At 68.6% G+C, this 21,566-nt stretch carries 23 protein-coding genes; all 23 read right to left on the bottom strand.

Going from position 1 to position 21,566, the window contains the following annotated elements; genetic code table 11:
* Positions 1-112: 112 nt before the first annotated feature.
* Positions 113-931: a flagellar type III secretion system pore protein FliP gene (gene fliP / locus IAE60_RS14335; protein WP_187572774.1), complete on the bottom strand. Its 819-nt coding sequence runs from the start codon at positions 929-931 to the stop codon at positions 113-115.
* A 1-nt stretch (position 932) separates the two neighbouring features.
* Positions 933-1,325, bottom strand: a complete 393-nt coding sequence (fliO, locus tag IAE60_RS14330) for a flagellar biosynthetic protein FliO (protein WP_187572773.1) — start codon at positions 1,323-1,325, stop codon at positions 933-935.
* Between the two features lie 8 nt (positions 1,326-1,333).
* Positions 1,334-1,612, bottom strand: coding sequence for a flagellar motor switch protein FliN (gene fliN, locus IAE60_RS14325; protein WP_379605514.1), 279 nt, complete (start codon positions 1,610-1,612; stop codon positions 1,334-1,336).
* A gap of 50 nt (positions 1,613-1,662) precedes the next feature.
* Complete coding sequence (fliM, locus tag IAE60_RS14320) at positions 1,663-2,703, bottom strand: flagellar motor switch protein FliM (protein WP_187572772.1); 1,041 nt, start codon at positions 2,701-2,703, stop codon at positions 1,663-1,665.
* Between the two features lie 15 nt (positions 2,704-2,718).
* Positions 2,719-3,276 carry a flagellar basal body-associated FliL family protein gene (locus IAE60_RS14315; RefSeq protein WP_185897005.1) on the bottom strand — a complete coding sequence of 186 codons (558 nt, stop codon included), beginning with the start codon at positions 3,274-3,276 and terminating at the stop codon, positions 2,719-2,721.
* A gap of 208 nt (positions 3,277-3,484) precedes the next feature.
* Complete coding sequence (locus IAE60_RS14310) at positions 3,485-4,720, bottom strand: flagellar hook-length control protein FliK (protein ID WP_187572771.1); 1,236 nt, start codon at positions 4,718-4,720, stop codon at positions 3,485-3,487.
* The gene (gene fliJ / locus IAE60_RS14305) at positions 4,720-5,172 is read right to left on the bottom strand and encodes a flagellar export protein FliJ (RefSeq protein WP_162111039.1); all 453 of its coding nucleotides are present in this window, start codon (positions 5,170-5,172) and stop codon (positions 4,720-4,722) included. The genes IAE60_RS14310 and fliJ overlap by 1 nt, the downstream gene beginning before the upstream one ends.
* Before the next feature lie 15 nt (positions 5,173-5,187).
* A complete protein-coding gene (gene fliI / locus IAE60_RS14300) occupies positions 5,188-6,585 on the bottom strand; it encodes a flagellar protein export ATPase FliI (RefSeq protein WP_162111040.1) in 1,398 nt (465 codons plus the stop codon).
* Entirely contained in the window at positions 6,582-7,172 is a 591-nt protein-coding gene (locus IAE60_RS14295; RefSeq protein ID WP_244966731.1) for a FliH/SctL family protein, read from the bottom strand. Before IAE60_RS14295 ends, fliI begins: the two co-directional genes overlap by 4 nt.
* Before the next feature lie 23 nt (positions 7,173-7,195).
* Positions 7,196-8,182 (bottom strand): flagellar motor switch protein FliG, encoded by a 987-nt coding sequence (fliG, locus tag IAE60_RS14290; RefSeq protein WP_185897004.1) that lies wholly within the window; start codon positions 8,180-8,182, stop codon positions 7,196-7,198.
* 16 nt (positions 8,183-8,198) lie between these two features.
* Complete coding sequence (gene fliF / locus IAE60_RS14285; RefSeq protein WP_187572769.1) at positions 8,199-9,872, bottom strand: flagellar basal-body MS-ring/collar protein FliF; 1,674 nt, start codon at positions 9,870-9,872, stop codon at positions 8,199-8,201.
* 44 nt (positions 9,873-9,916) lie between these two features.
* A complete protein-coding gene (gene fliE / locus IAE60_RS14280; protein ID WP_185896322.1) occupies positions 9,917-10,270 on the bottom strand; it encodes a flagellar hook-basal body complex protein FliE in 354 nt (117 codons plus the stop codon).
* A gap of 77 nt (positions 10,271-10,347) precedes the next feature.
* Positions 10,348-11,826, bottom strand: a complete 1,479-nt coding sequence (locus IAE60_RS14275; protein ID WP_187572768.1) for a sigma-54 dependent transcriptional regulator — start codon at positions 11,824-11,826, stop codon at positions 10,348-10,350.
* Positions 11,819-12,199, bottom strand: coding sequence for a response regulator (locus tag IAE60_RS14270; protein WP_162111045.1), 381 nt, complete (start codon positions 12,197-12,199; stop codon positions 11,819-11,821). The genes IAE60_RS14275 and IAE60_RS14270 overlap by 8 nt, the downstream gene beginning before the upstream one ends.
* Positions 12,200-12,214: 15 nt before the next feature.
* Positions 12,215-13,639, bottom strand: coding sequence for an RNA polymerase factor sigma-54 (gene rpoN / locus IAE60_RS14265; protein ID WP_187572767.1), 1,425 nt, complete (start codon positions 13,637-13,639; stop codon positions 12,215-12,217).
* Positions 13,640-13,877: 238 nt separating this feature from the next.
* The gene (locus tag IAE60_RS14260) at positions 13,878-14,510 is read right to left on the bottom strand and encodes a response regulator (protein WP_185896319.1); all 633 of its coding nucleotides are present in this window, start codon (positions 14,508-14,510) and stop codon (positions 13,878-13,880) included.
* A gap of 209 nt (positions 14,511-14,719) precedes the next feature.
* On the bottom strand, positions 14,720-15,310 hold the full coding sequence (locus tag IAE60_RS14255; protein WP_187572766.1) for a PilZ domain-containing protein: 591 nt from the start codon (positions 15,308-15,310) through the stop codon (positions 14,720-14,722).
* Positions 15,311-15,313: 3 nt separating this feature from the next.
* Positions 15,314-15,619, bottom strand: coding sequence for a hypothetical protein (locus IAE60_RS14250; protein WP_187572765.1), 306 nt, complete (start codon positions 15,617-15,619; stop codon positions 15,314-15,316).
* A complete protein-coding gene (gene fliS / locus IAE60_RS14245; protein WP_187572764.1) occupies positions 15,616-16,032 on the bottom strand; it encodes a flagellar export chaperone FliS in 417 nt (138 codons plus the stop codon). Before fliS ends, IAE60_RS14250 begins: the two co-directional genes overlap by 4 nt.
* Positions 16,033-16,084: 52 nt before the next feature.
* A complete protein-coding gene (gene fliD / locus IAE60_RS14240) occupies positions 16,085-17,449 on the bottom strand; it encodes a flagellar filament capping protein FliD (RefSeq protein ID WP_187572763.1) in 1,365 nt (454 codons plus the stop codon).
* A 335-nt stretch (positions 17,450-17,784) separates the two neighbouring features.
* Positions 17,785-18,990 carry a flagellin gene (locus IAE60_RS14235; protein ID WP_187572762.1) on the bottom strand — a complete coding sequence of 402 codons (1,206 nt, stop codon included), beginning with the start codon at positions 18,988-18,990 and terminating at the stop codon, positions 17,785-17,787.
* A gap of 82 nt (positions 18,991-19,072) precedes the next feature.
* Complete coding sequence (locus IAE60_RS14230) at positions 19,073-20,221, bottom strand: flagellin (RefSeq protein WP_185896314.1); 1,149 nt, start codon at positions 20,219-20,221, stop codon at positions 19,073-19,075.
* Positions 20,222-20,302: 81 nt separating this feature from the next.
* Entirely contained in the window at positions 20,303-21,514 is a 1,212-nt protein-coding gene (locus IAE60_RS14225) for a flagellin (RefSeq protein WP_187572761.1), read from the bottom strand.
* Between the last annotated feature and the right edge of the window lie 52 nt (positions 21,515-21,566).

Below are 21,566 nucleotides of genomic sequence, written 5' to 3'. Positions count from 1 at the left end.
TAGGGAGTAGGGAACGGGGAATGGGAGAGATCGCAGGTGACAGGCCATGAGGGGGAGGAGACGGATCAAGCGGCTCACCACTCCCGATTCTCCGTTCCCGGCTTCAACGCGGTCATACCGCGTTGAAGCTCGCCGCCAGCGAGCCGACGATCAGCACCCAACCATCGACCAGCACGAACAGCAGGATCTTGAACGGCGCGGACACCAGCATCGGCGACAGCATCATCATGCCCATCGACATCAGCACGCTGGCGACCACCAGATCGATGATCACGAACGGGATGAAGATCAGGAAGCCGATCTCGAAGGCGGTCTTCAGTTCGCTGGTGATGAAGGAGGCGACCACGATGGGGAAGGGAACCTCGGCCGGGCTGGCATAGCTGCCGTGGCCGGCCAGGCCGGCGAAGGTCATCAGGTCGGTTTCGCGCACCTGGGCCAGCATGAAGTCGCGCAGCGGGCCGGTGGTCATCGTCCAGGCGGTGGCGAAATCGATCTGGCCATTGAGGTAAGGCGCCATGCCCTGCGCCCAGGCCTTCTCGCCCACGGGCATCATCACCAGCATGGTGAGGAACAGCGCCAGGCCCACCAGCACCTGGTTGGACGGTGTCTGGCCCGTGCCCAGCGCCTGCCGCAGCAGGCCGAGCACAATGATGATGCGGGTGAACGCCGTCATCGCCAGCAGCGCGGACGGGATCAGCGTGATCGCCGTCATCAGCAGCAAGGTTTGCAGCGGCAGGCTGACGGTGTTGTCGCCCACCTGGCCCACGTTGACCTTGGGCAGGGTCGGCAGCGTGGGGGCGGACGGAGCTGCTGGCGCAGCGGGCGTGGCGGCGGGTGCGGTCTGGGGGGTGGCCGGCGCGGTCTGCGCCAGCGCCAGCATCGGCGCCGACAGCCACAGCAGGCAGAGCAGGGAAAGGATCAGGCGACGCATCTCAGGACTCTTTGCGCAGGCGCTTGGCCAGCAGTTCGGCGAAGTTGGGCAGGGCCGGCGCGGGTGCGACGACCAGCGGTTCGGGCAGTGTGTGCAGCGCGGTGATGCCGCCCGCGGTCACGCCGATGAGCAGCTGTTCCTTGCCGACCTCGATCACCATCACACGCTCTTTCGCGCCGACCGACAGCATCGACACCACCCGCAGCTGTTCGCTGGGGCGGATGCCCAGGCCGGCGCCGGGCATCCGCTTGAGCAGCCAGGCCAGGCCCAGGATCAGGCCCAGCACCAGCAGCAGGCCGAACAGCGCGCCGCCGATGCCGGGCGTGGAGGGTGCGTGCTGGCCGATCTTCTGGGCGGGCGCGGCCGCGGCGGCGAGGATGGTGAAGGCGTGCATGGTCGGGCTCAGCGCAGGCGGCGGATGCGTTCGCTGGGGCTGACCACGTCGGTCAGCCGCACGCCGAAACGGTCGTTGACCACGACGACTTCGCCATGCGCGATCAGCGTGCCGTTGACGAACACGTCCAGCGGTTCGCCGGCGCCGCGCTCCAGTTCCACCACCGAGCCCTGGTTGAGCTGCAGCAGGTTGCGGATGGGCATGCGGGTGCGGCCCACTTCCAGCGACAGCGTCACCGGCACGTCGAGGATGACGTCCAGGCTCATGTCGGGTTCGGCGGCGTGCATGTCGGTCGACGGCTCATCGAGGGTGGCAAGGGTGTCTTCGGTTTCGGGGATCATGGCGTGGCGTCCTGGAAGGCGACGGGAGTCAGGGCGTGGCGTGGCGCGGCGGCGACGTGGTGGCCGCCGGGAGGATGCTTGGCGGTGATCTTCACGGCGTTCAGGCCGTTGGAGATGCCGAACTCGCCGGTGAACACCGGCACCTGTTCGACGCAGACCGGCACCGCCTTCGGCAGGTCGATCGGCAGGATGTCGCCGACCTTCAGGCCGGTGAGCTGGCGCAGGCTGATCTGCTTGTGCGCCAGCACGCTGGAGACGGTGACCTCGGCGCCGCGCAGCTGTTCGTGCAGGGTGACGCGGAAGCTGTCGTCGTCGTGCACGCGGTCGGACTGGATGCCGGCATCCAGCAGTTCGCGGATCGGCTCCAGCATGGAATAGGGCAGGGTGACGTGCAGGTCGCCGCCGCCGCCGTCCAGCTCCACGTGGAAACGGCTGACCACCACGTATTCACGCGGGCTGACGATGTTGGCGAAGTGCGGATTGACCTCGCTGGTGATGTACTCGAAATCCACCGGCATCACCGGCGCCCAGGCGTCGACGAGGTCGGCGAAGGTCTGCTTGAGCAGCAACTGGATCACCCGCATTTCGGTGGCGGTGAACTCGCGGCCTTCGATCTTGGCCGGATAGCGGCCGTCGCCGCCGAAGAAGTTGTCCACCATGGTGAACACCAGCTTGGGCTCGAACACGATCAGGCCCACGCCGCGCAGCGGCTTGAACTTGATCAGGTTGAGGTTGGTGGGCACGTACAGCGAGTGCAGGTATTCGCTGAACTTGATGGTCTCGATGCCGCGCACCGACAGTTCGGCCGAGCGACGCAACAAATTGAACAGGCCGATCCGCCAGGTGCGCACGAAGCGCTCGTTGATCATCTCCAGCGTGGGCAGCCGGCCGCGCACGATGCGGTCCTGGCTGGCGAAATCGTAGGTGCGCGCGACCGTGGGGTCGTGCGGCGGTTCCTCGGTCTCGATCGCGCCGGAATCGACGCCGTTGAGCAGGGCGTCGATCTCGTCTTGCGACAGCAGGTCACTGGTCATCATGGCGGCGGGCGTCCGTCACTGCATCACGAAGCTGGTGAACAGCAGCGACTCGGCGGACGGCTTGCCGGTCTCGGCCACCAGCAGGGCCTTCACTTCGCCCAGGGCGGCGTTCTGCAGGCGCTCCTTGCCTTCGCGCGACATCAGGCTGGCGGCGTCCTGCTGGGCGAACAGCATCAGCAGGCGCGCGCGGATCGCCGGCGCATGCAGTTCGATGGCCTTCAGCGATTCCGGGTCGCGGGTCATCAGCTGCACTTCCACCTGCAGGTAGCGGGCGCCGCCGGTCTCGCCGACCAGGTTGACGACGAAGGGCGGTTCCAGCGCGAAGTACTGCGCCGGGGCAGGCACCTCGCCGGGGCTCTTGGCCTTCGGTGCATCGGGCTTAACGTCCTTGCCGGCGTGGCTGGCGAAGTACCACGCGCCACCGCCGGCGGCGCCGGCCGCGATCACGGCCACCAGGCCGATCGTCAGCAGCGACTTGCCGCCCTTGGGCTTGTCGCCCTTGTCGGCCTTGGATTTGCTTGCGGTCTTGTCGGCGGCTGCCACGGCGCGGGATCTCCTGAGGGGTCGGTCCAGGGGATGCAAGCGGCGTGCCGGGGTTGATGGGGAAGGCCGACGGGGTTTTGACGGACGGGCGTTTCTGTAGGAGCGACGTGAGTCGCGACCGCGGAAACTCGGTGCCATGAGCGCCGGACCCCGCGGCCATCCCTGTGTGAACGATCTTTCAGGACCGCCATGACGTGCGGTCGCGACTTGCGTCGCTCCTACAGGAGAGACAGGTCGGTCATGCGTAGGCGTCCACCAGCCCGCGTGCGGTCATGCGGACGGTGCGGGGCGTCTCGGCGGCGGCTTCGGCGTCGGCAGGGTTTTCACCATGAGACGAGGCGGCCCCCTGCGGCGGCGGCGTGTGCTGCTGGCCGACATCGGCATGGGCGAGCTGGAAGCCGTGCTGGCCCAGCATGTCGCGCAGGCGGGGCAGGCTGTTTTCCAGCGCCTGGCGGACCTCGGCCTGGGCGCTGCTGAAGTCGGCGTGCACGCGGTCGCCGTCCAGGCGCAGGCGGATCTCCACCGTGCCGAGGTCGTTAGGGGTCACCTTGATGTGCGCGTGGCCGATCTTCTGGTCGGCCATCCAGCGCACGGCATCGCCGACGTCTTCGTCGAAGTGGCCGCCATGGAGGTCCGCACTGGGGGCCTCCATCGCGTTGACGGTCTCGGTGCGCGCCAGGCCAAGCGGTGCGTTGGAGGCACCGACGCCGGCCAGCAGATTGCCGACCGGCGTGGAGGCATCGCCTTCCTCGCTGCGGAAGGCATCGACCAGGTCGCGACCCAGGTGGATCGCATCAGGCACGGCCGCCGCCACCTGGCCCGTGGCCAGATGCGCGGCGAACGACAGCAGGTTCTGCAGCGGTGCCTTGGCGTCGGTCGCGGCAGACGTGGGCGGTTGCGACGTTGTCGACGTGCCGGCAGGCACGGGCGTTGTGCTGTCAGCCGAGGTGTCGGGCGGGATGCCGACCGACACGTCTGGCAGAGAGGCGGCCGTCAGCGCAGCGGGCATCGTCGTAGCGCCACCCGTCGGCAGGCCCTCGGCGTGGACGGGTGCGCTGGGCATGAGCTGGGCGCCCGCGAGCAGCGGATTGCCGATTGGTTCGGCCACCACCACGGCCGCCGCCGCCAAAGGCGTTGGCGCCTGGAGCGGCGGCAGCTCCATCAGGATCGGCGGCACCGAGGATGCGGCGGGCGCATCCTCGGCGGTGTCCTTCTCGGCGGACGCGGGTGCAGCCTCGTCCGGTCTGCCGGCGGTCCTGTCCGGACGCGGCGCGGCACGGTCCTTCGCTTCGCCGGCGCGCGAGGTCTGCGTGCGCGCTGCGTCGTCGCGCCTGGCGGGACGACGGACCATGTCGTCGAACGCAGGCTTCTTCGTCGCCGATCCATCGTCGTTGGACATCGTGGCGTTGGCCGACGTCGTCGCAGGCGCTGACGCCGGGGTGGCGAACGACAGGGCGGAGGTCGGCGACGGCATCAGGCGTCCTCGCTTTCCCGTGCGGCAGCGGCCAGGCGCGCGCGCCGCGCGCCCAGGTCGTCCATCTCGCGCTGGTCGCGCCGGTCAACGATCTGCCGCTCCTGCACGCGATAACTGGCGGCCAGTTGTTCCAGCACCTGCTTGTCGCGGCTGGCCAGCAGCAGGCGGTCGCGTTCGATGTCGACGCTGGCGCGGCTGCGGTCGACGTTCTGCAACTGCTGCTTGAGGGCCTGGTCGATGCGCTCGAGGAAGGCGCGGCGGTTCGCCAGCTGTGCCGGGCTGGTGGCCGCCATCTGGCTGTTGGCATAGTCCTCGGCGTACTGGCGCAGCTCTTCCAGCCTGGATTCGTGCTGCGCCAGCGTGCGCTGGCGCTCGGCCAGGTCGCGGGCGACGGAATCTTCGTGCTCCTGCGCGCGGCGCAGCAGGGGGTCGATTCGGCGGGACTGGATCATGGCGGGTTCCTTGCGTTACGGCAGGCCGGGCGGCACGGGGATGCCGGCGGCGGCGTTGCGTTGGATCAGGGCTTCGAGGGCGGCGCGACTGCTCGGCAGGTCCGCCGCGCGCGCCACGTCCTGGCCGAGGAATTCGACGATCTCCGGCCAGCGTTCCAGCGCCTCATCCACGGTCGGATCGTTGCCGCGCTGGTAGGCGCCGATGGCGATCAGGTCGCGGTTGCTGGTATAGGCGGACAGCAGGCGCTTGAGCTTGCGGATGCGGTCGCGCCAGGTTTCGTCGGCGATCTCGGTGACCACGCGGCTGACCGAGGATTCCACGTCGATGGCCGGGTACAGGCCGCTGTCGGCCACGCGGCGCGAGAGCAGGATGTGGCCGTCCAGGATCGCGCGCGCGGCGTCGGCGATGGGGTCCTGCGGATCGTCGCCTTCGGTCAGTACGGTGTAGAAGGCGGTGATGGAACCGCGCCCTTTGGCGCCATTGCCCGCGCGCTCGACCAGCGCCGGCAGGCGCGCGAACACGGAGGGCGGATAACCGCGTGTCGTCGGCGGTTCGCCGACCGACAGGCCGATCTCGCGCTGCGCCTGGGCGAAGCGGGTCAGCGAATCCATCAGCAGCAGCACGTTCAGGCCCTGGTCGCGGAACCATTCGGCAATGGCGGTGGCGCGGTACGCACCCTGCAGGCGCGCCAGCGGCGGACGGTCGGCCGGGCTGGCCACGACGACCGCGCGCGCCAGGCCGGACGGGCCCAGTGTGGTCTCGACGAAATCGCGCACTTCGCGGCCGCGTTCGCCGATCAGGCCGACGACGATCACGTCGGCGGCGGTGTAGCGGGTCATCATGCCCAGCAGCGTCGACTTGCCCACGCCCGAACCGGCGAACAGGCCTACGCGCTGGCCGCGACCGATGGGAAGCAGGGCGTTGATCGCGCGCACGCCGACATCCAGCGGCTGGGTGATGGGCTCGCGCGAGAGCGGGTTGATCGCCATGCCCGCCAGGCTGACGCTGCCCTCGGCGCGGATCGGGCCGCGGCCGTCGAGCGGCACGCCGTCGCTGTCGATCACGCGCCCCAGCAGGCCTTCGCCGACTTCCACGCCGCCACGGCGACGCGACGGCACCACGCGCGCATTCGGCAGCAGGCCGTGCAGTTCGGCGCTGGGCATCAGGTAGGTGCGTTCGCCGGAGAAGCCGACGACTTCGGCATCGACCCAACCGCCATCGACGACTTCCACCTTGCAGGTGGCGCCCATGGGCGCTTCGCAGCCGATGGCTTCCAGGGTCAGGCCGACGGCGCGCCGCAGGATGCCTTCGCGGATCAGGCCGCGGCCGCCCAGTTCGGGATTGATCTGCGACAGCCGCGTGGCCAGGCGCAGGTCGCGTGCGGTCAGCCACTCCAGGGGTTGGGCGCTCATGCGCGCGTGCTCCGGTTGAGCACGGTTTCCAGCGCGCCCCGCAGGCGCGCTTCCAGGGTGCCGTCGATGCGCACGCTCTCGGCATGCACGCGCAGGTCGCCGCGGGTGAGGCTGGTGTCGGCGGTCAGGCGGGTGTGCGCGGTCATGGCCAGCACGGGGGTCAGTGCGGCGATGTCGTCCGGATGCAGGCGCAGTTCGACTTCGCGCTGCGCGCCGCCGACGGCGTCCAGCGCGGTGGTGGCCAGTTCCTGCAGCAGGACCGGGTCGGTCTGGTAGGCACGGCCGACCAGGGCACCGGCGATACGCACGGCGAGTTCGGACAGTGCGGCGATGACTTCGTTCTCCAGACGGTCCAGGGGCCGCGAGAAGTTGTCCAGGATGCCTTCCATCTGTGCTGCGAGACGACGGACCTCCGCCTGCCCCTGGGCGAAGCCCTCGGCATGGCCTTCGGCGAATCCGCGTTCCAGGCCTTCGCGGTAGGCGGCGTCCTGGATGGCCTGGATCTCTTCCAGGGTCGGTGGCACCGGCGGTGGCACCTGTTCCTCCGGCGCCGTCGCCGACACCACCACGTCCAGCGGCGCGGGCATCCAGCGCATCGGGGAGGCCACGGTCATACCATTTCCTCGGCGCTGGCCATCAGCGAGATGACGCCCTGGTCCGCCAGGCGGCGGACGATGGCCAGGATTTCCTTCTGCGCGCCTTCAACATCGGACAGGCGCACCGGGCCGCGCGCTTCCATGTCTTCCAGCAGGATCTGCGCCGCGCGCTGGGACATGTTGCGGGTGATCTTTTCCTTCACCTTCGCGTCGGCACCGCGCAGGGCCAGGCCCAGGCGGTCGTTCGGCACTTCGCGCAGCAGCGCCTGCAGTTCGCGGTCGCCCAGGTCGGCGAGGTTGTCGAACACGAACATCAGGTCCTGGATGCGCGCGCCCAGGTCGGCGTCGACCTGGGTGATGCTGCCCAGGATCACCTGGTCCTGGCCGGAGTCCATGAAGTTGAGGATGTTGGCCGCCACCTTCACGCCGCCGATGCTGGAGGCCTTCAGGTTCTGGTTGCCGGCGAACTGGCGTTCCATGATCTCGTTGAGTTCGTTCAGCGCATTGGGCGGAATGCCGTCCAGCGTGGCGATGCGCAGCAGCACGTCGGTGCGCGTGCGCTCGGCCAGCAGCTTCAGCGTTTCCGCGGCCTGGTCGCTGTCCAGGTGGGCCAGCACGATGGCGATGATCTGCGGGTGCTCGTTGCGGACCAGATCGGCGATGGCGCGCGGATCCATCCACTTCAGCGTGTCCAGGCCGGTGGTGTTGCGTCCCAGCAGGATGCGGTCGATCAGGCTGCCCGCCTTGTCTTCGCCCAGGGCCTGCACCAACACCTTGCGCACGTAGTCGTCGGCGCCCATGCCCAGCGAGGTCTGCTTGTCCAGCGCCTCGCCGAAGGTGGAGATGACCTGCATGACCTGCTCGCGGCTCACGCCGGAGATGGTGGCCATGGCGATGCCGAGCTTCTGCACCTCCTTGGCGTTCATGTGCTTGAGGACTTCGGCGGCGTCCTCCTCGCCCAGCGAGAGCAGCAGCACGGCAGCGCGCTGGACGCCGGTCAGTGCGTTGTCGTTCGCGTTACTCATCGCTGGCCACCCAATCCTTGACGACCTGGGCCACCTGCTTGGAATCGGCCTTCACTGCCTCGCGCGCCTGGCGTAGCCGGTCTTCGTACGCGTCCGAGGGCAGGGCGCGCAGCGGCGGCGCATGCTCGTGCGACAGCGTGGCGACCGCGCCGCCCTCATCGCCATCGGCGTCGACCACGCTGATGTCCACGTCGTCCTCGTCGGCCTGCGCCTTCGGTTTGCCGGTCGGGTGGATGATCTGGCGCATCGCCGGGCGCAGCACGCCGAACAGCAGCGCGATCACCACCAGCGCACCCAGGCCGTAACGCGCGATGTCGCGCAGCAGCGGGTTGTGCAGCCACGGACTTTCCCAGAAGGGGACGTCCTCCGGCTTGTCGGTCTCGCGCACGAACGGGGCGTTCATCACCGACACCGAGTCGCCGCGCGCGGCGTCGAAGCCCACGGCTTCCTTCACCAGCGCTTCGATGCGCGCCAGGGTGGCGGCATCCAGCGCGGTCATCACGACCTTGCCGTTCTCGCCCGTGCGCGGCACGTGGTCGACCAGCACGGCGGCGGTGACGCGACGCACGCGCCCGGCAGGCTGCCGGGTGTGCTGCAGCGTGCGATCCATCTCGAAGTTGCGGGTGGCGCTGCTGCTGGTCTCCACCGGGGCGGCGGGGTTGGGCGCGGCCGCGGCGTTCGGGCCGGGCGGGGTGTTGCTGGTGGCGCCGGGGACGCCTTCGGGGCCGGTGCCGGCGACGGTGTTCTGGCTGACCTGTTCGCTGCGGATCTTGGCCGGATCGTTGGCGAAGGTCTCGCGGGCTTCCTCGGTAACCGAGAAATCCATGTCCACGGCGACTTCGGCATTCACGCGGCCGGGACCGGTCAGCGGTTCCAGCAGTTCGCGGATGCGGTCGTTGAAGGACGTCTCCAGCTTGCGCACGCGCTCGAACTGGGCGGCATTGAGCGCGGCCTCGCTGTTCGGATCGCTGATGGTGAGCATGCGGCCGCTCTGGTCGACCACGGTGACGCGTTCCGGCGCCAGGTCGGGGATGGACGACGACACCAGGTGCACGATGGCGTCCACCTGGTTGCGTTCCAGCATGGCGCCGGAGCGCAGGTCCAGCACGACCGACGCGCTGGCGACTTCGCGCTGGCGGGTGAAGGCGCTGGGCTTGGGAATGGCCAGGTGCACGCGCGCATCGCGCACCGGGCGCAGGGTGGTGATCGTGCGCACCAGCTCGGTTTCCAGTGCGTGCTGGTAGCGCGCGTTCTCGACGAACTGGCTGACGCCGAAGCCGGGATCGCGCTCCATCATCTCGAAGCCCAGGCGGCCGCTCTCGGCCAGGCCGGCGCCCGCCAGCTTCAGGCGAGCGTCGTGCAGGTTCTCTTCCGGCACGGAGATCGCGCCGGTGGCCTGGTCCAGCTGGAACGGGATCTGCGCCGCGCGCAGCATGTCGGTGGCTTCGGCGGTGGCCTTGGCGTCCAGGCCGGTGTAAAGCGGGGTGTAGGCCGGCTTCTGCGACCAGAAGAACACGAACAGGCCCAGCGCAACCGCGCCGGCGATCATCAGCAGCGTGCCCATCTGCTTGAACACGCGCGCATCCTGGATCTTGGTCAGCGCCGCACCGGCCTTGTCGGCGGTCAGCGATTCCTTCAGGGCTTCCTTGGACAGCGTGAGGGCCATGGCGACGGATCGGTTCGGTAGGGGGTCGGATCAGCGGGACCGCATCACAGCGGCATGTTCATGACGTCCTGGTAGGCCTGCACCAGGCGGTTGCGCACTTCGACGGTGGCGCGGAAGGCGACCTGCGACTGCTGCGCCGCCACCATCACCCGCGCCAGGTCCGCGCGCGGATCGCCCAGTTCGAAGGCCTGCGCCAGCGCGCCGGCGTTCTTCTGCGCGCCGTTGACGCCTTCCAGCGCGTTCTGCAGCGTCTCGCCGAAGCTGGGCGCCTTGACGCCCGGCTGCTCCAGACCGACCCGGTTGGGGGCGAAGGCGCCCGGATTGGGCTCCAGCGCGCGCGTCCCCATCTGGTGCTGGTAGCTGCGGATCTGCGAGAGGATGGAGGTGACGTCGGACATGGGCGGATGCTTCGGTCGTCGGAATGTCTTGCGTGATCAGTTGCAAGACCCGTGCCGGAACCGCGCCCCGCCGCCAGTCAGTTTTCCGTCGCCAGGGCCACGTCTTCGCGCTCCACGCCGTACTTGCGCAGCTTTTCCACCAGCGTGGTGCGGCGCAGGCCCAGCAGCTGGGCCGCGTGCGCGACCACGCCGCCGGCGCGGTCCAGCGCATCGCGGATCAGGTTGAGCTCGATCTGGGCGATGTGTTCGCGCAGGTCGATGCCCGCTTCCGGCAGGCGGTCGGCCGGTACCATGGCCGCGGCGGCGATCGTGGTCGGGGTGACGGCGGTCGCCATGGACGGTGCGGCAGCGGCGGGCTGCGCGGGCACGGCGGCGGCTTCCGTGGCCACGGCGTCCAGGTGCTCGGGCTGGTAGCGCTTGGGCAGGTCGGCCACGCGCACCAGTCCGCCCGGATGCAGCACCGCCAGGCGTTCCACCAGGTTGGTCAGCTCGCGCACGTTGCCCGGCCAGGCATACAGGCGCAGGGCCTGCAGCGTCTCGTTGGCGAAGCGCACCTCGCCGCGGCCGGTGCGGGACAGCTGCGCGGCGATGGTCATCACCAGGTCGGGCAGGTCGTCGGCGCGCTCGCGCAGCGCGGGCATCTCGATGGGGAACACATTCAGGCGGTAGAACAGGTCCTCGCGGAAGTGGCCATCGGCGATGCGCGCTTCCAGGTTGCGGTGGGTGGCGGCGATCACGCGCACATTGCAGCGGATGGTCTGGTTGCCGCCGACGCGCTCGAAGCTGCGCTCCTGCAGCACGCGCAGCAGCTTGACCTGCATCGGCAGGCTCATGTCGCCGATCTCGTCCAGCAGCAGGGTGCCGCCTTCGGCCATCTCGAAGCGGCCCTTGCGCGCGCTCAGCGCGCCGGTGAACGCACCCTTCTCATGGCCGAACAGCTCGCTTTCCAGCAAGTCGGGCGGGATGGCGCCGCAGTTGATGGCCACGAACGGTCCGTCGCGGCGCGGCGACTGGTCGTGGATGGCGCGCGCCACCACTTCCTTGCCGGTGCCGGATTCGCCCAGCACCAGCACGGTGGTGTCGAAGCCTGCGACCTGCTCGATCATGCGGCGCAGGCGGGTGACCGCGGGGCTGTTGCCGGTGGGGCCGCTGGTCGTGACCTGCTGGGCCTGGTGTTCGGTATCCAGGCGCTTGAGGCTGGCGCGGCGCAGGCAGGCTTCCAGCTGGGCATGGCGGATCGGGCTTTCCAGCGTCCACACGCCGGCTTCGTGCAGGCCGTGCGCAGCGGCGAAGGCCGCCGTGTCGCCTTCCAGCAGCAGCACCGGAGGGGGCAGCTGGGCCTTGCCCAGCCAGGCGAAGAAGGCGTCGGCGGCCTTCTGGTCGTCCACCGTGCCGACGACCACCGCCAGCCAGTCGTGCGGACGCTGGCGACGGACATCCACGTCACCGGCGCTGGCGACCCAGCGGGGTGTCAGGTCCATGAATTCGAGCAGGCCGGCCAGGCGTTCGGCACGCGGGGCGTCGGCGTCGATGACGAGGATGCGGGATTCACTCATGGCGGCGGTCTTTGAACTTCTCGAGGATGGGCAAGACTTCCTGGATGTAGGACAGCTTGCTGACGAAATCGTCGGCGCCGGCGCGCATCGCGTGTTCGCGGTGCTCGGCGTCGTCGAAATGGCTGGCGATCACGATGAACGGCGGAGCGTCCTGGGTCTTGATCAGGCGGGTGGCCTGCAGGCCGCCCATCTCCGGCATGGCCAGGTCCATCAGCACCACGTCCGGACGCAGGGTCTCGGAGCGCTCGATGGCTTCCAGGCCATTGCTGGCGCGGCCCACGATCTCCAGCCACTCCACCTTGCGCAGATGGCGCAGGGCGGCGTTGATGAAGCCTTCGTGGTCGTCCACCAGCAGTACGGTGATCTTGCTCATTGCGTTCGTGCTCCGTTATCCGGCCTTGGCCAAGACCGATACGGTAGCGCGTCGGCGTTCCCGGGCGGGAGCGATATCGAGCTGTTCCCGGTACTTCGCCACAGTTCTGCGGGCGATGTGGATGCCCTGGCGCGCCAGCAGGCCGGCGATGGCCTCGTCGGCCAGCGGCTTGCCGGCCGGCTCGGAATCGATCAGGCGGCGCACCATCGCGCGCACGGCGGGGCCGGACACGTTGGCGCCTTCCAGGCGCACGGCGAAGAAGTGCTTCAGCTCGAAGGTGCCGCGCGGGGTCTGCATGTACTTGCCGGTGGTGATGCGCGAGACGGTGGATTCATGCATGCCGATGGCATCGGCGATTTCCTTCAGCGTCAGCGGCGCCATCGCTTCATCGCCCTGGGCGAGGAAGCCGGCCTGGCGCTCGACGATGGCGCGCGCCGTGCGCAGCAGGGTGTCGTAACGGATCGAGAGGCCACGGGTCAGCCAGCGTGCTTCCTGCAGCAGTTCGCGCAGCTTGCCGGCGCCCTCGGACGGACCTGCCTGCTCCAGCGCGTGCTCCTGCAGGGCGTTCACGCGCACCCGCGGCGTGGTGGCCGGATTCAGCGCCACGCGCCAGGCGCAGTCGGCATGCCACGCCACCACGTCGGGCACGATGTAGCCCGTCGGCGCCGGGGCCAGCGACGCGCCGGGGCGCGCATCCAGCGACAGCACCAGGCGCACGCCTTCCATCACCTGCTCGCTGTCCAGGTCGAGCAGGCGGGCGAGGGCGTCGTATTCGTGCGCGGCCAGCAACGCCAGGCCGTCGGTGACGATGCGGCGGGCGACATGACGCCCCGGCACGCGGCCGTGCAGGCAGTCCAGCTGCACCAGCAGGCACTCGCGCACGTCGGCGGCGGTGAGGCCGGGGAACTCGCCACGCAGCAGGCGATCGCGCAACGCGAGCACGGTGTCGGTGCTCAGGTCGAAGCGGGCCGACGCCAGCAGCGCCAGGGTCTCGGGCGCCTGCTCCAGATAGCCGGCGTCGTTGGTGTTCTCCAGCCAGAACGCGACCACGTCCAGCGCGCGCTCATCCAGTTCCAGCGCCAGGCGGTCGAGCACGCGCACGTGCGGGTCGCTGGATTCGCCGGCGGCCACGCGCTGCATGCGGTCGTCGTCGCCGTCCTGCCAGCTGGTACCCGGCACGTCCCACAGGTTGGACTCGGGCAGTTCGTCGAAGGCGGCGACTTCGGTGGCGGCGGCATCCTGCGCGGGCAGCACCTCGATCTCGCCGTTCTGTTCGGCGTCCTGCGCTTCTTCCACCTCGAGCAGTGGATTGAGGTCCAGCGCGCGCCGCACTTCCATTTCCAGCTGCAGGCCATCCAGCTGTAGCAGCCTGATCGACTGCAGCAGTTGCGGCGTCAGGTGGAGTTGCTGCCCGAGCTGGGTGGAAAGTCCCGTCTTCATTCCCGTTGTCCCCGATTCGATGGCATGCCGTGGTCGGCTTCACATCGTGTTGACACTTTGCGGGGCGGGTGACGGAAAAAAAATCAGGGCGTTTCTGGTCGTGATGCGGGCACGCCCCACGGGCTGTCAGGGTTTCCCCTACAGCGTCGGGTTATCGTCGATGGGAGGTGCCGTGTGAGGGCGGTGAGGCAACGGGAAACCGTCGCCGGCGGGGTCATCCACGCCGATACTGCAAGGCTCAGGCCAGTTCGTTCTGGTGGCGCGCGGCCAGCAGCAGCAGATCGTTCGCACGGCGGCAGCCCAGCGATTCCATCATGCGGGCACGATGGGTTTCGACCGTCTTGACGCTGATGCCGAGCTGCGCCGCGATTTCCTTGCTGCTCATGCCGCTGCCCAGCTGGCGCAGGATCTCCCGCTGGCGCGGCGACAGCGCCGCAACACCGGTGGGACGCTGCGAGTTGAGCATCGGGGCCAGCATCTTGGAAGACACCTGCGGGCTGAGGAACACCTGTCCGTCGGCGGCGGCACGCAGGGCCAGCTCCAGTTCCATCGGGGCGGCTTCCTTCACGACGAAGCCTGCGCAACCCCGGTCCAGTGCCACGCGCACCTGGGTGGGATCGTTGTGCATGGACATGATCACCACGCGCGTCTGCGGCAGCGACTCGCGCAGCAGGGGCAGCAGGTCCAGGCCACTGCGGTCGGGCAGGGACAGGTCCAGCAGGATCAGGTCGGGGCGATGGATCGCCGCCAGGTCCAGGGCTTGCTGGGCGTTGCACGCCTCCGCGACCACGTCGACGTCGGGCAACGCCTGGAGCAGCCGGCCGATGCCGGCGCGGACCAGGGTGTGGTCATCGACGATGAGTACGCGCACGGGAGAAGCCAGAGGTCGCTGTTGTCACGAGTCGTCTCACGATAACGGGGTGGACGGGGCGCGCCAATTCACAAAGGCAATGGAGATGTGAAAGCCCGACTTGAGTCACACTTGAGCTGGGCAGAGCGCCCGAAAACCCGCGACGTCGGCGCGGCGGCAGAACGATGAGTGCGCGAATCCTGGCGGACATGCAGGGTGGCGAGATGCGTCTATCCGCGGCCGGCCTGTTGCGACTGCCGGGCTTCGGCGATCTGGCGGCGGTGCAGGCGGAACAGGTGGCGGTCCATCGCTTCGGCCAGGCCTGCGTTCAGCGTCTCGAACTGAAGCCACAGATGATGCAGGCCGTGCGACCCCTGCACCTGGGCCAGCGCAACCACGGGCAATTCGATCTGGTCGCTGAGCCACGCGGCCGGCTGCACGACGACGATGCCCGGCGCGCCCTCGGTGCATGCCACCGGCGATGTCACATCAAGCCTCATTCCGCGGTGCGACCAGCGCAGCGCCGTGGGCGCTGGTGCGCCTTCGTGGCGGCGCGCCAGCCGTCCCAGCAACGACAGCACCAGGTCGAGCTTGGCCTCGATGCGCTGCTGGGTGGGGGTGGCTTCCTTGCGTTCATCGGGATCGTCGCCACGCACGTCTTCTGCGATGGCCAAGCCCTTGAGCAGCGCTTCGGAGGTCGCCTGCATCACCACGCGCGCGCCGGTGTCGAAGCGCGCCGGCAGCACCACGTCACAGGTGAGCGCACCATCGAACAGGACATGCTCGGCCGGGTGTTCCACCAGCACGATCGGTGTGGCCATGGCTCATCCCTCCACGACGGACAGGTAGGCGCGCGCCGCGCGGTCTGCGCGCTGGCTGGCATGCATGCGGATGCGGGCCTGCTCGCGCGCATCCTGCATGGTCTTCTGCAATTCCAGTTGCGCGCGCAGCAGCGATGCCAGGTCGTCGCAGCCGGCGGCCCGGCCGTCGTCCGCGTGCAGGAAGGCGCGCACGTCGTGATCGTGGCGGTTGAGCAGGCGCTCGACGTCCTCCAGATCGCCCGCGTGCAGGGCATGCCGCATGGCGTCCAGCTGGGCGAACAGGTCGTCGAGGGCCGGCGCGGCGCTCATCGTGCGGCGGCCATCGCCGGTACGTGGCGTTGCTCGGGCGGGATGGCGTTCCACGCCGATTCGATTTCGCCCAGCAGGTCCAGCGATTCGCTCAGGGCGGACGCATCGTTGTGCAGGTTGGCCTCGATCAGCCGGGTCTGCACGTAGTCGTACAGGGCCGACAGACTGCCGGCGATGTCGCCGCCCGCTTCGTGATCCAGCGATCCGTTGAGGTGCCCGATGATCGCACTGACCTCGCCGATCGCCTTGCCCTTGCGCGCCAGGTCGCCGCGCGCCACGCAGGCTTCTGCCAGGCGCAGGCGTTCGCAGGCCCCGGCCAGCAGCAGGGCCACCAGACGGTGCGGATCCGCTTCCATCACCGCGCTGCTGAGGCCGGTGTTGCGGTACTGCGCGGCATACGACTGAAGTGACATTACGTGATCTCCTGGGGCGGTGGCGCAGGCGTGCGCCGCACGACCACATTGCTTATCCGGTCTGGCTGGACAGAGAGGCCAGTTGCTGGGCGAGGTAGTTGCTGGTGCTGCTCATCTGGCCGACCAGCGCGTCCATGGCGACGAACTGGGCCTTGTACCGGTTCCCGACGGCTTCCATGCGCGCGTCCAGTGCGGCGCGCTGTGCCGTGACGTCCTTGATCTGCGCATTCAGTCCGTTGGTGCGCAGAGTGAAGGCGCCATCGGTGCCGATGTAGCTGCCCACGGCCTTCTGCAGCGTGCCGGCAAATCCGGTTTCGCCGGTGAAGGCGGTGCTGATCTTCTGGGGATCGGCGGTCAGGGCCGCGGTGAACTTGCTGCTCTCGAACACCAGCGTGCCATCGGAGGACGGGTAGCCCTTGGTCTGCAGGCCCAGCGTCTTAGCGTCCAGCCCCTGTGCGGCCAGGTCGCCGAGCAGGTTGCCCATCATGCTGCGCAGTTGCCCGGAGGCGCTGCGCATCTGCGCGTCGCCGGTCAGGGCGGAGGGCTCGTCGGTCTCGGCGTTGTATTTCGTCGACGCATTGATGGCGCCGATGGCGGTGTTGTAAGCGTTGACGACATCCTGGATCAGCTTGCTGGCGGCCGCGGTGTCGGTGGATACGGTGACGGTGCTGGTGCCCTTGGCCTTCAGGTCCAGGGTCAGCCCCGGGACGGCCTCGGTGATCTTGTTGCCGCTGGCGGTGACGGTCAGGCCGTCGATCCTGACCACGGCGTCCGCCGCCGGAACGCGCTCCTGCAGACTGCCGACAAGCGATTGCAGGTCGCTGCCGCCGGAGGTGAAGGCGAGGGTGATGCCGTTGGCCGCACCGGTCTTGTCCGAAGACACCGACAGGTACTGTCCATCGTTGGAGGTCAGAACGCTGGCCTGCACGCCCTTGCTGCGCGCGGCGTCGTTGATGGCGCTGCGCACGTCCTGCAGGGTGGCGCCCTCGGCGATATCGATGGCCAGCGACTCGCCGCCGACGGTCAGCGTCAATTGGCCGGCGCCGAAGGTCTGCCCGGCGGCGACCGGGGCGTTGGTGATCCATTTGTTGGCGGTGGCCAGCTCGACCACTTCCACGTTGTAGGTGCCGTTGGGCGTGGCGCTGGAGACGGTGGCTGCCGCGACGGTGTCGGTGGCCGACTTCACGGTGCGTACGTCGAAGGCCGTGGCGGACTTCAGGGCCTTGAGCGCGGTGTCCAGCGTACTGAACGCCGAGCTGACCGTGCCGATGGCGGACAGCTTGAACTTGGCCTGGCTCTCGATGCGGTTGAGCCGGTTGTCGGCGGGCTTGCGATCGGCGGCGACCAGCTGCTCGACCATGCCGCTGATGTCCATGCCGGAGCCGACACCGCCGTAACCCAATGAATAGTCTGCCATTGCCCTGTCTCCTGTCTGACCCTTTCCGCAAAAAGGGAGGCCGGGCGGGTCGCCATCCGGTCACGAATGGGACCCGCCCGTGCAGTACCAATAACGGCCCGCGGGATCCGTTCTTTAGCCCGCATTTCTCCGTCTCCCACCGCCGCCGTGGGTCCGGCGTGCTGGTGAGAAATGCAGGCTTGCAGGGTGATGCAGGGTTTGTGCCAGTCGAGCGGGGAGCAAAAAAAGACCCCCGCCGTTGCCGGCGGGGGCTGGGGTACTGCCAAACGGAGGGAGACGAATCCGTCCGTGACGACAGGTAACTAGGAGGAACTGCGGGTGAGGCGTGCTGCGTATCAGCGCAGCAGGGACAGCACGTTCTGCGGCACCTGGTTGGCCTGGGCCAGCATGGCCGTACCGGCCTGCTGCAGGATCTGGGTGCGGGTCAGTTCGGCGGTTTCCTTGGCGAAGTCCGTGTCGCGGATGCGGCTGCGCGAGGCGGCCAGGTTTTCCGAGCTGGTCTGCAGGTTGGCGACCACCGAGGTGAAGCGGTTCTGCACCGCACCCAGGTCGGCGCGGGCCGAGTTGACCGCGGTCAGCGCCTTGTCGACGATCTCCAGCGCCTGCTGCGCGCCCTTGAAGGTGGAGATGTCCAGGTTGGAGGCGTACTGCTTGGCCGTGGCGACCGTGCTGGCGGTGACGTCGGCCGGGGCGGTGCCGCCAGTCCAGGTACCGGTTTCGATGGCGATGCCCTTGAAGGCGCCGTTGCTGCCCACGCTGTCCTTTACCGAGGTCAGGTTGACCGCACCGGCCGCACCGACTTCGGCATACACGCCGCTTTCACCGATCTTGGCATTGATGGCCGTGACCAGCGCCTTGGCGGCGGCGTCGCGGGTGGCCACGGCCGTGCCCTGCGCCGCGACATCGACGGTGTCGATGGTGACGGTGGCGCCGTCGGCGTTGGTCAGCTGCAGGCCTTCGATCTTCAGGGCGGTCACGCCGTCGGCGGGCGTGGCGGTGGTGAAGGTGGCGGTGGCGAACATCGCACCACCCAGCGCATTGGCCTTGGCGTCGACGACCTTGTCGACGGCGATGGCCTGGCCGGCATTGGCGCCCACCTGGAACAGCTGGCTGGAGAACGAGCCGTCCAGCAGTTTGGTGCCGTTGAAGTCGGCCTGCTTGGCGACGCGATCGATTTCGGCCGTCAGCTGCTTGACTTCGGCGTTCAGCGCGGCTCGGTCGGACGAAGAATTCGTCGCGTTGGCCGACTGCACCGACAGCTCGCGGATGCGCTGCAGGTTGTTGCCGATTTCGGTCAGCGAGCCTTCGGCGACCTGGGCCAGCGAGATGCCGTCGTTGGCGTTGCGCACGGCCACGTCCAGGCCGCGGATCTGGGTGCTGAAGCGTTCGGAGATGGCCAGACCGGCGGCGTCGTCCTTGGCGCTGTTGATGCGCAGACCGGAGGACAGCCGCTGGATCGTGGTCGCCAGCGAGGCGCCGCTGGTGCCCAGATTTCGCTGGGCGTTCAGCGAGATGGTGTTGGTGTTGATGACCTGTGCCATGGGAAAGTCCTGATTGGGGCGAGGAAGGAGTGCCTGACCGGGACGGGCGGGAGAGGCGCCCGCCCCGGTGCCTGGCGCCGCGTCAGCGGAGCAGGCTCAGCACGTTCTGCGGCACCTGGTTGGCCTGGGCCAGCATGGCCGTACCGGCCTGCTGCAGGATCTGGGTGCGGGTCAGTTCGGCGGTTTCCTTGGCGAAGTCCGTGTCGCGGATGCGGCTACGGGACGCGGCCAGGTTTTCCGAGCTGGTCTGCAGGTTGGCGACCACCGAGGTGAAGCGGTTCTGCACCGCACCCAGGTCGGCGCGGGCCGAGTTGACCGAGGTCAGCGCGGCGTCGACGATTTCCAGGGCCTTCTGCGCGCCTTCGAACGTGGTGATGTCCAGGTCCTTGGCGAACGACGCGGTGGCCGTGGCGGCCGCCGTGGTGGTTGCAGCCGTCAGGCCGGAGCCTGCCACCGTGCCGCCGACCACCAGGTCCTTCCCGGCCTTGACCGAGTTCAGCGTCACCTGGTCGGCCGTGACCGAGGCGTACACGCCGGTCTCGCCCATCTTGGCGTTGATCGCCGTCGCCAGCGTCTTGGCGATATCGTCGCCGCTGGTGCCGTTGGTGTAGGCGACGGTGTCGATAGCTACCGAGTTGATCGTCAGGCCGGCGATGCTGCCGTCGGCGCCGGCATCGGCGATGGCCGTGCCGGTGACGTCGGCGGCGAACTTCACGTTGCCGAGCGACTGCGAACGCGCATCGACCACCTTGTCGACGGCGATGGCCTGGCCGGCGTTGGCGCCCACCTGGAACAGCTGGCTGGAGAACGTGCCGTCCAGCAGCTTGGTGCCGTTGAAGTCGGCCTGCTTGGCGACGCGGTCGATTTCCGAGGTCAGCTGCTTGACTTCGGCATTCAGCGCGGCGCGGTCGGACGAGGAGTTGGTCGCGTTGGCCGACTGCACCGACAGTTCGCGGATGCGCTGCAGGTTGTTGCCGATTTCGGTCAGCGAGCCTTCGGCGACCTGGGCCAGCGAGATGCCGTCGTTGGCGTTGCGCACGGCCACGTCCAGGCCGCGGATCTGGGTGGAGAAGCGCTCGGAGATGGCCAGACCGGCGGCGTCGTCCTTGGCGCTGTTGATGCGCAGACCGGAGGACAGCCGCTGGATCGTGGTCGCCAGCGAGGCGCCGCTGGTGCCCAGATTGCGCTGGGCATTCAGCGAGATGGTGTTGGTGTTGATGACCTGTGCCATGAGTTCGATTCCTTAGGCGTTTTCTGCACGGGGGATGATGTTGTCCAACGATTCCCCGCCGTGCCGCCGGGGACGCTAGGTTCAGCCTTGCAACAAGCTCAATACGCCCTGCGGCGCCTGGTTGGCCTGGGCCAGCATGGCCGTACCGGCCTGCTGCAGGATCTGGGTGCGGGTCAGTTCGGCGGTTTCCTTGGCGAAGTCCGTATCGCGGATGCGGCTGCGCGAGGCGGCCAGGTTTTCCGAGCTGGTCTGCAGGTTGGCGACCACCGAGGTGAAGCGGTTCTGGATGGCGCCCAGGTCGGCGCGTGCGCCGTTGACCGAGGTCAGCGCCTTGTCCACCACTTCCAGGGCGCGCTGGGCGCCGGCGAAGGTGGTGATGTCCAGGCCCTGGACGAAGCTGTTCGTGGTGGCCAGGTCGCCGCCGTTGGTGCTGGTCTCGGTCAGGCCGAGGTTGGCGGCGGTGGATACCGTGGCGCCGGCGACGACCGGGCCGCCGAACGCCAGGGCGAACTCCTGCCCGCCCTTGACCGAGGTCAGGTTGATGACGCCGGCCTTGACCTCGGCGTACACGCCGGTTTCGCCCAGCTTGTTGTTGATGGCAGCGGCCGCGGCCTGCGTGATCGACTGGCCGGCCTTCACGTCGAAGGCGCCGATGTCGACGGTGGTCGCGCTGCCACCGGTCGGGGTGACCGAGATCTGCAGCTGCGAATAGGTGGTGTCGGCGGCGGCCGCGTCGGTACCCAGTGCCGTGCCCGCGTAGGTATTGGCGAACGTCACGCCGCCCAGGGTCTGGGCACGGGCGTCGACCACCTTGTCGATGGCGATGGCCTGGCCGGCGTTGGCGCCCACCTGGAACAGCTGGCTGGTGAACGTGCCGTCCAGCAGCTTGGTGCCGTTGAAGTCGGCCTGCTTGGCGACGCGGTCGATTTCCGAGGTCAGCTGCTTGACTTCTGCATTCAGTGCGGCGCGATCGGACGCGGAGTTGCTGGCGTTGGAGGACTGCACGGCCAGTTCGCGGATGCGCTGCAGGTTGTTGCCGATCTCGGTCAGCGAACCTTCGGCGACCTGGGCCAGCGAGATGCCGTCGTTGGCGTTGCGCACGGCCACGTCCAGGCCGCGGATCTGGGTGCTGAAACGTTCGGAGATGGCCAGACCGGCGGCGTCGTCCTTCGCGCTGTTGATGCGCAGACCCGACGACAGGCGCTGGATGGTGGTGGCCAGAGAGGCGCCGCTGGTGCTCAGGTTGCGCTGAGCGTTGAGCGACATCGTGTTGGTGTTGATTACCTGTGCCATGTTCGTCTCCTCTTATTTGGATTCACGGCGTTGAAGGGAAAAGACGCTGCCG

The organism is Pseudoxanthomonas mexicana, from assembly GCF_014397415.1.
Taxonomy (GTDB): Bacteria; Pseudomonadota; Gammaproteobacteria; order Xanthomonadales; family Xanthomonadaceae; genus Pseudoxanthomonas_A; species Pseudoxanthomonas_A mexicana.
The sequence above is the reverse complement of the archived record's forward strand: the minus strand, read 5'-3'. Positions and strand labels throughout refer to the sequence as shown.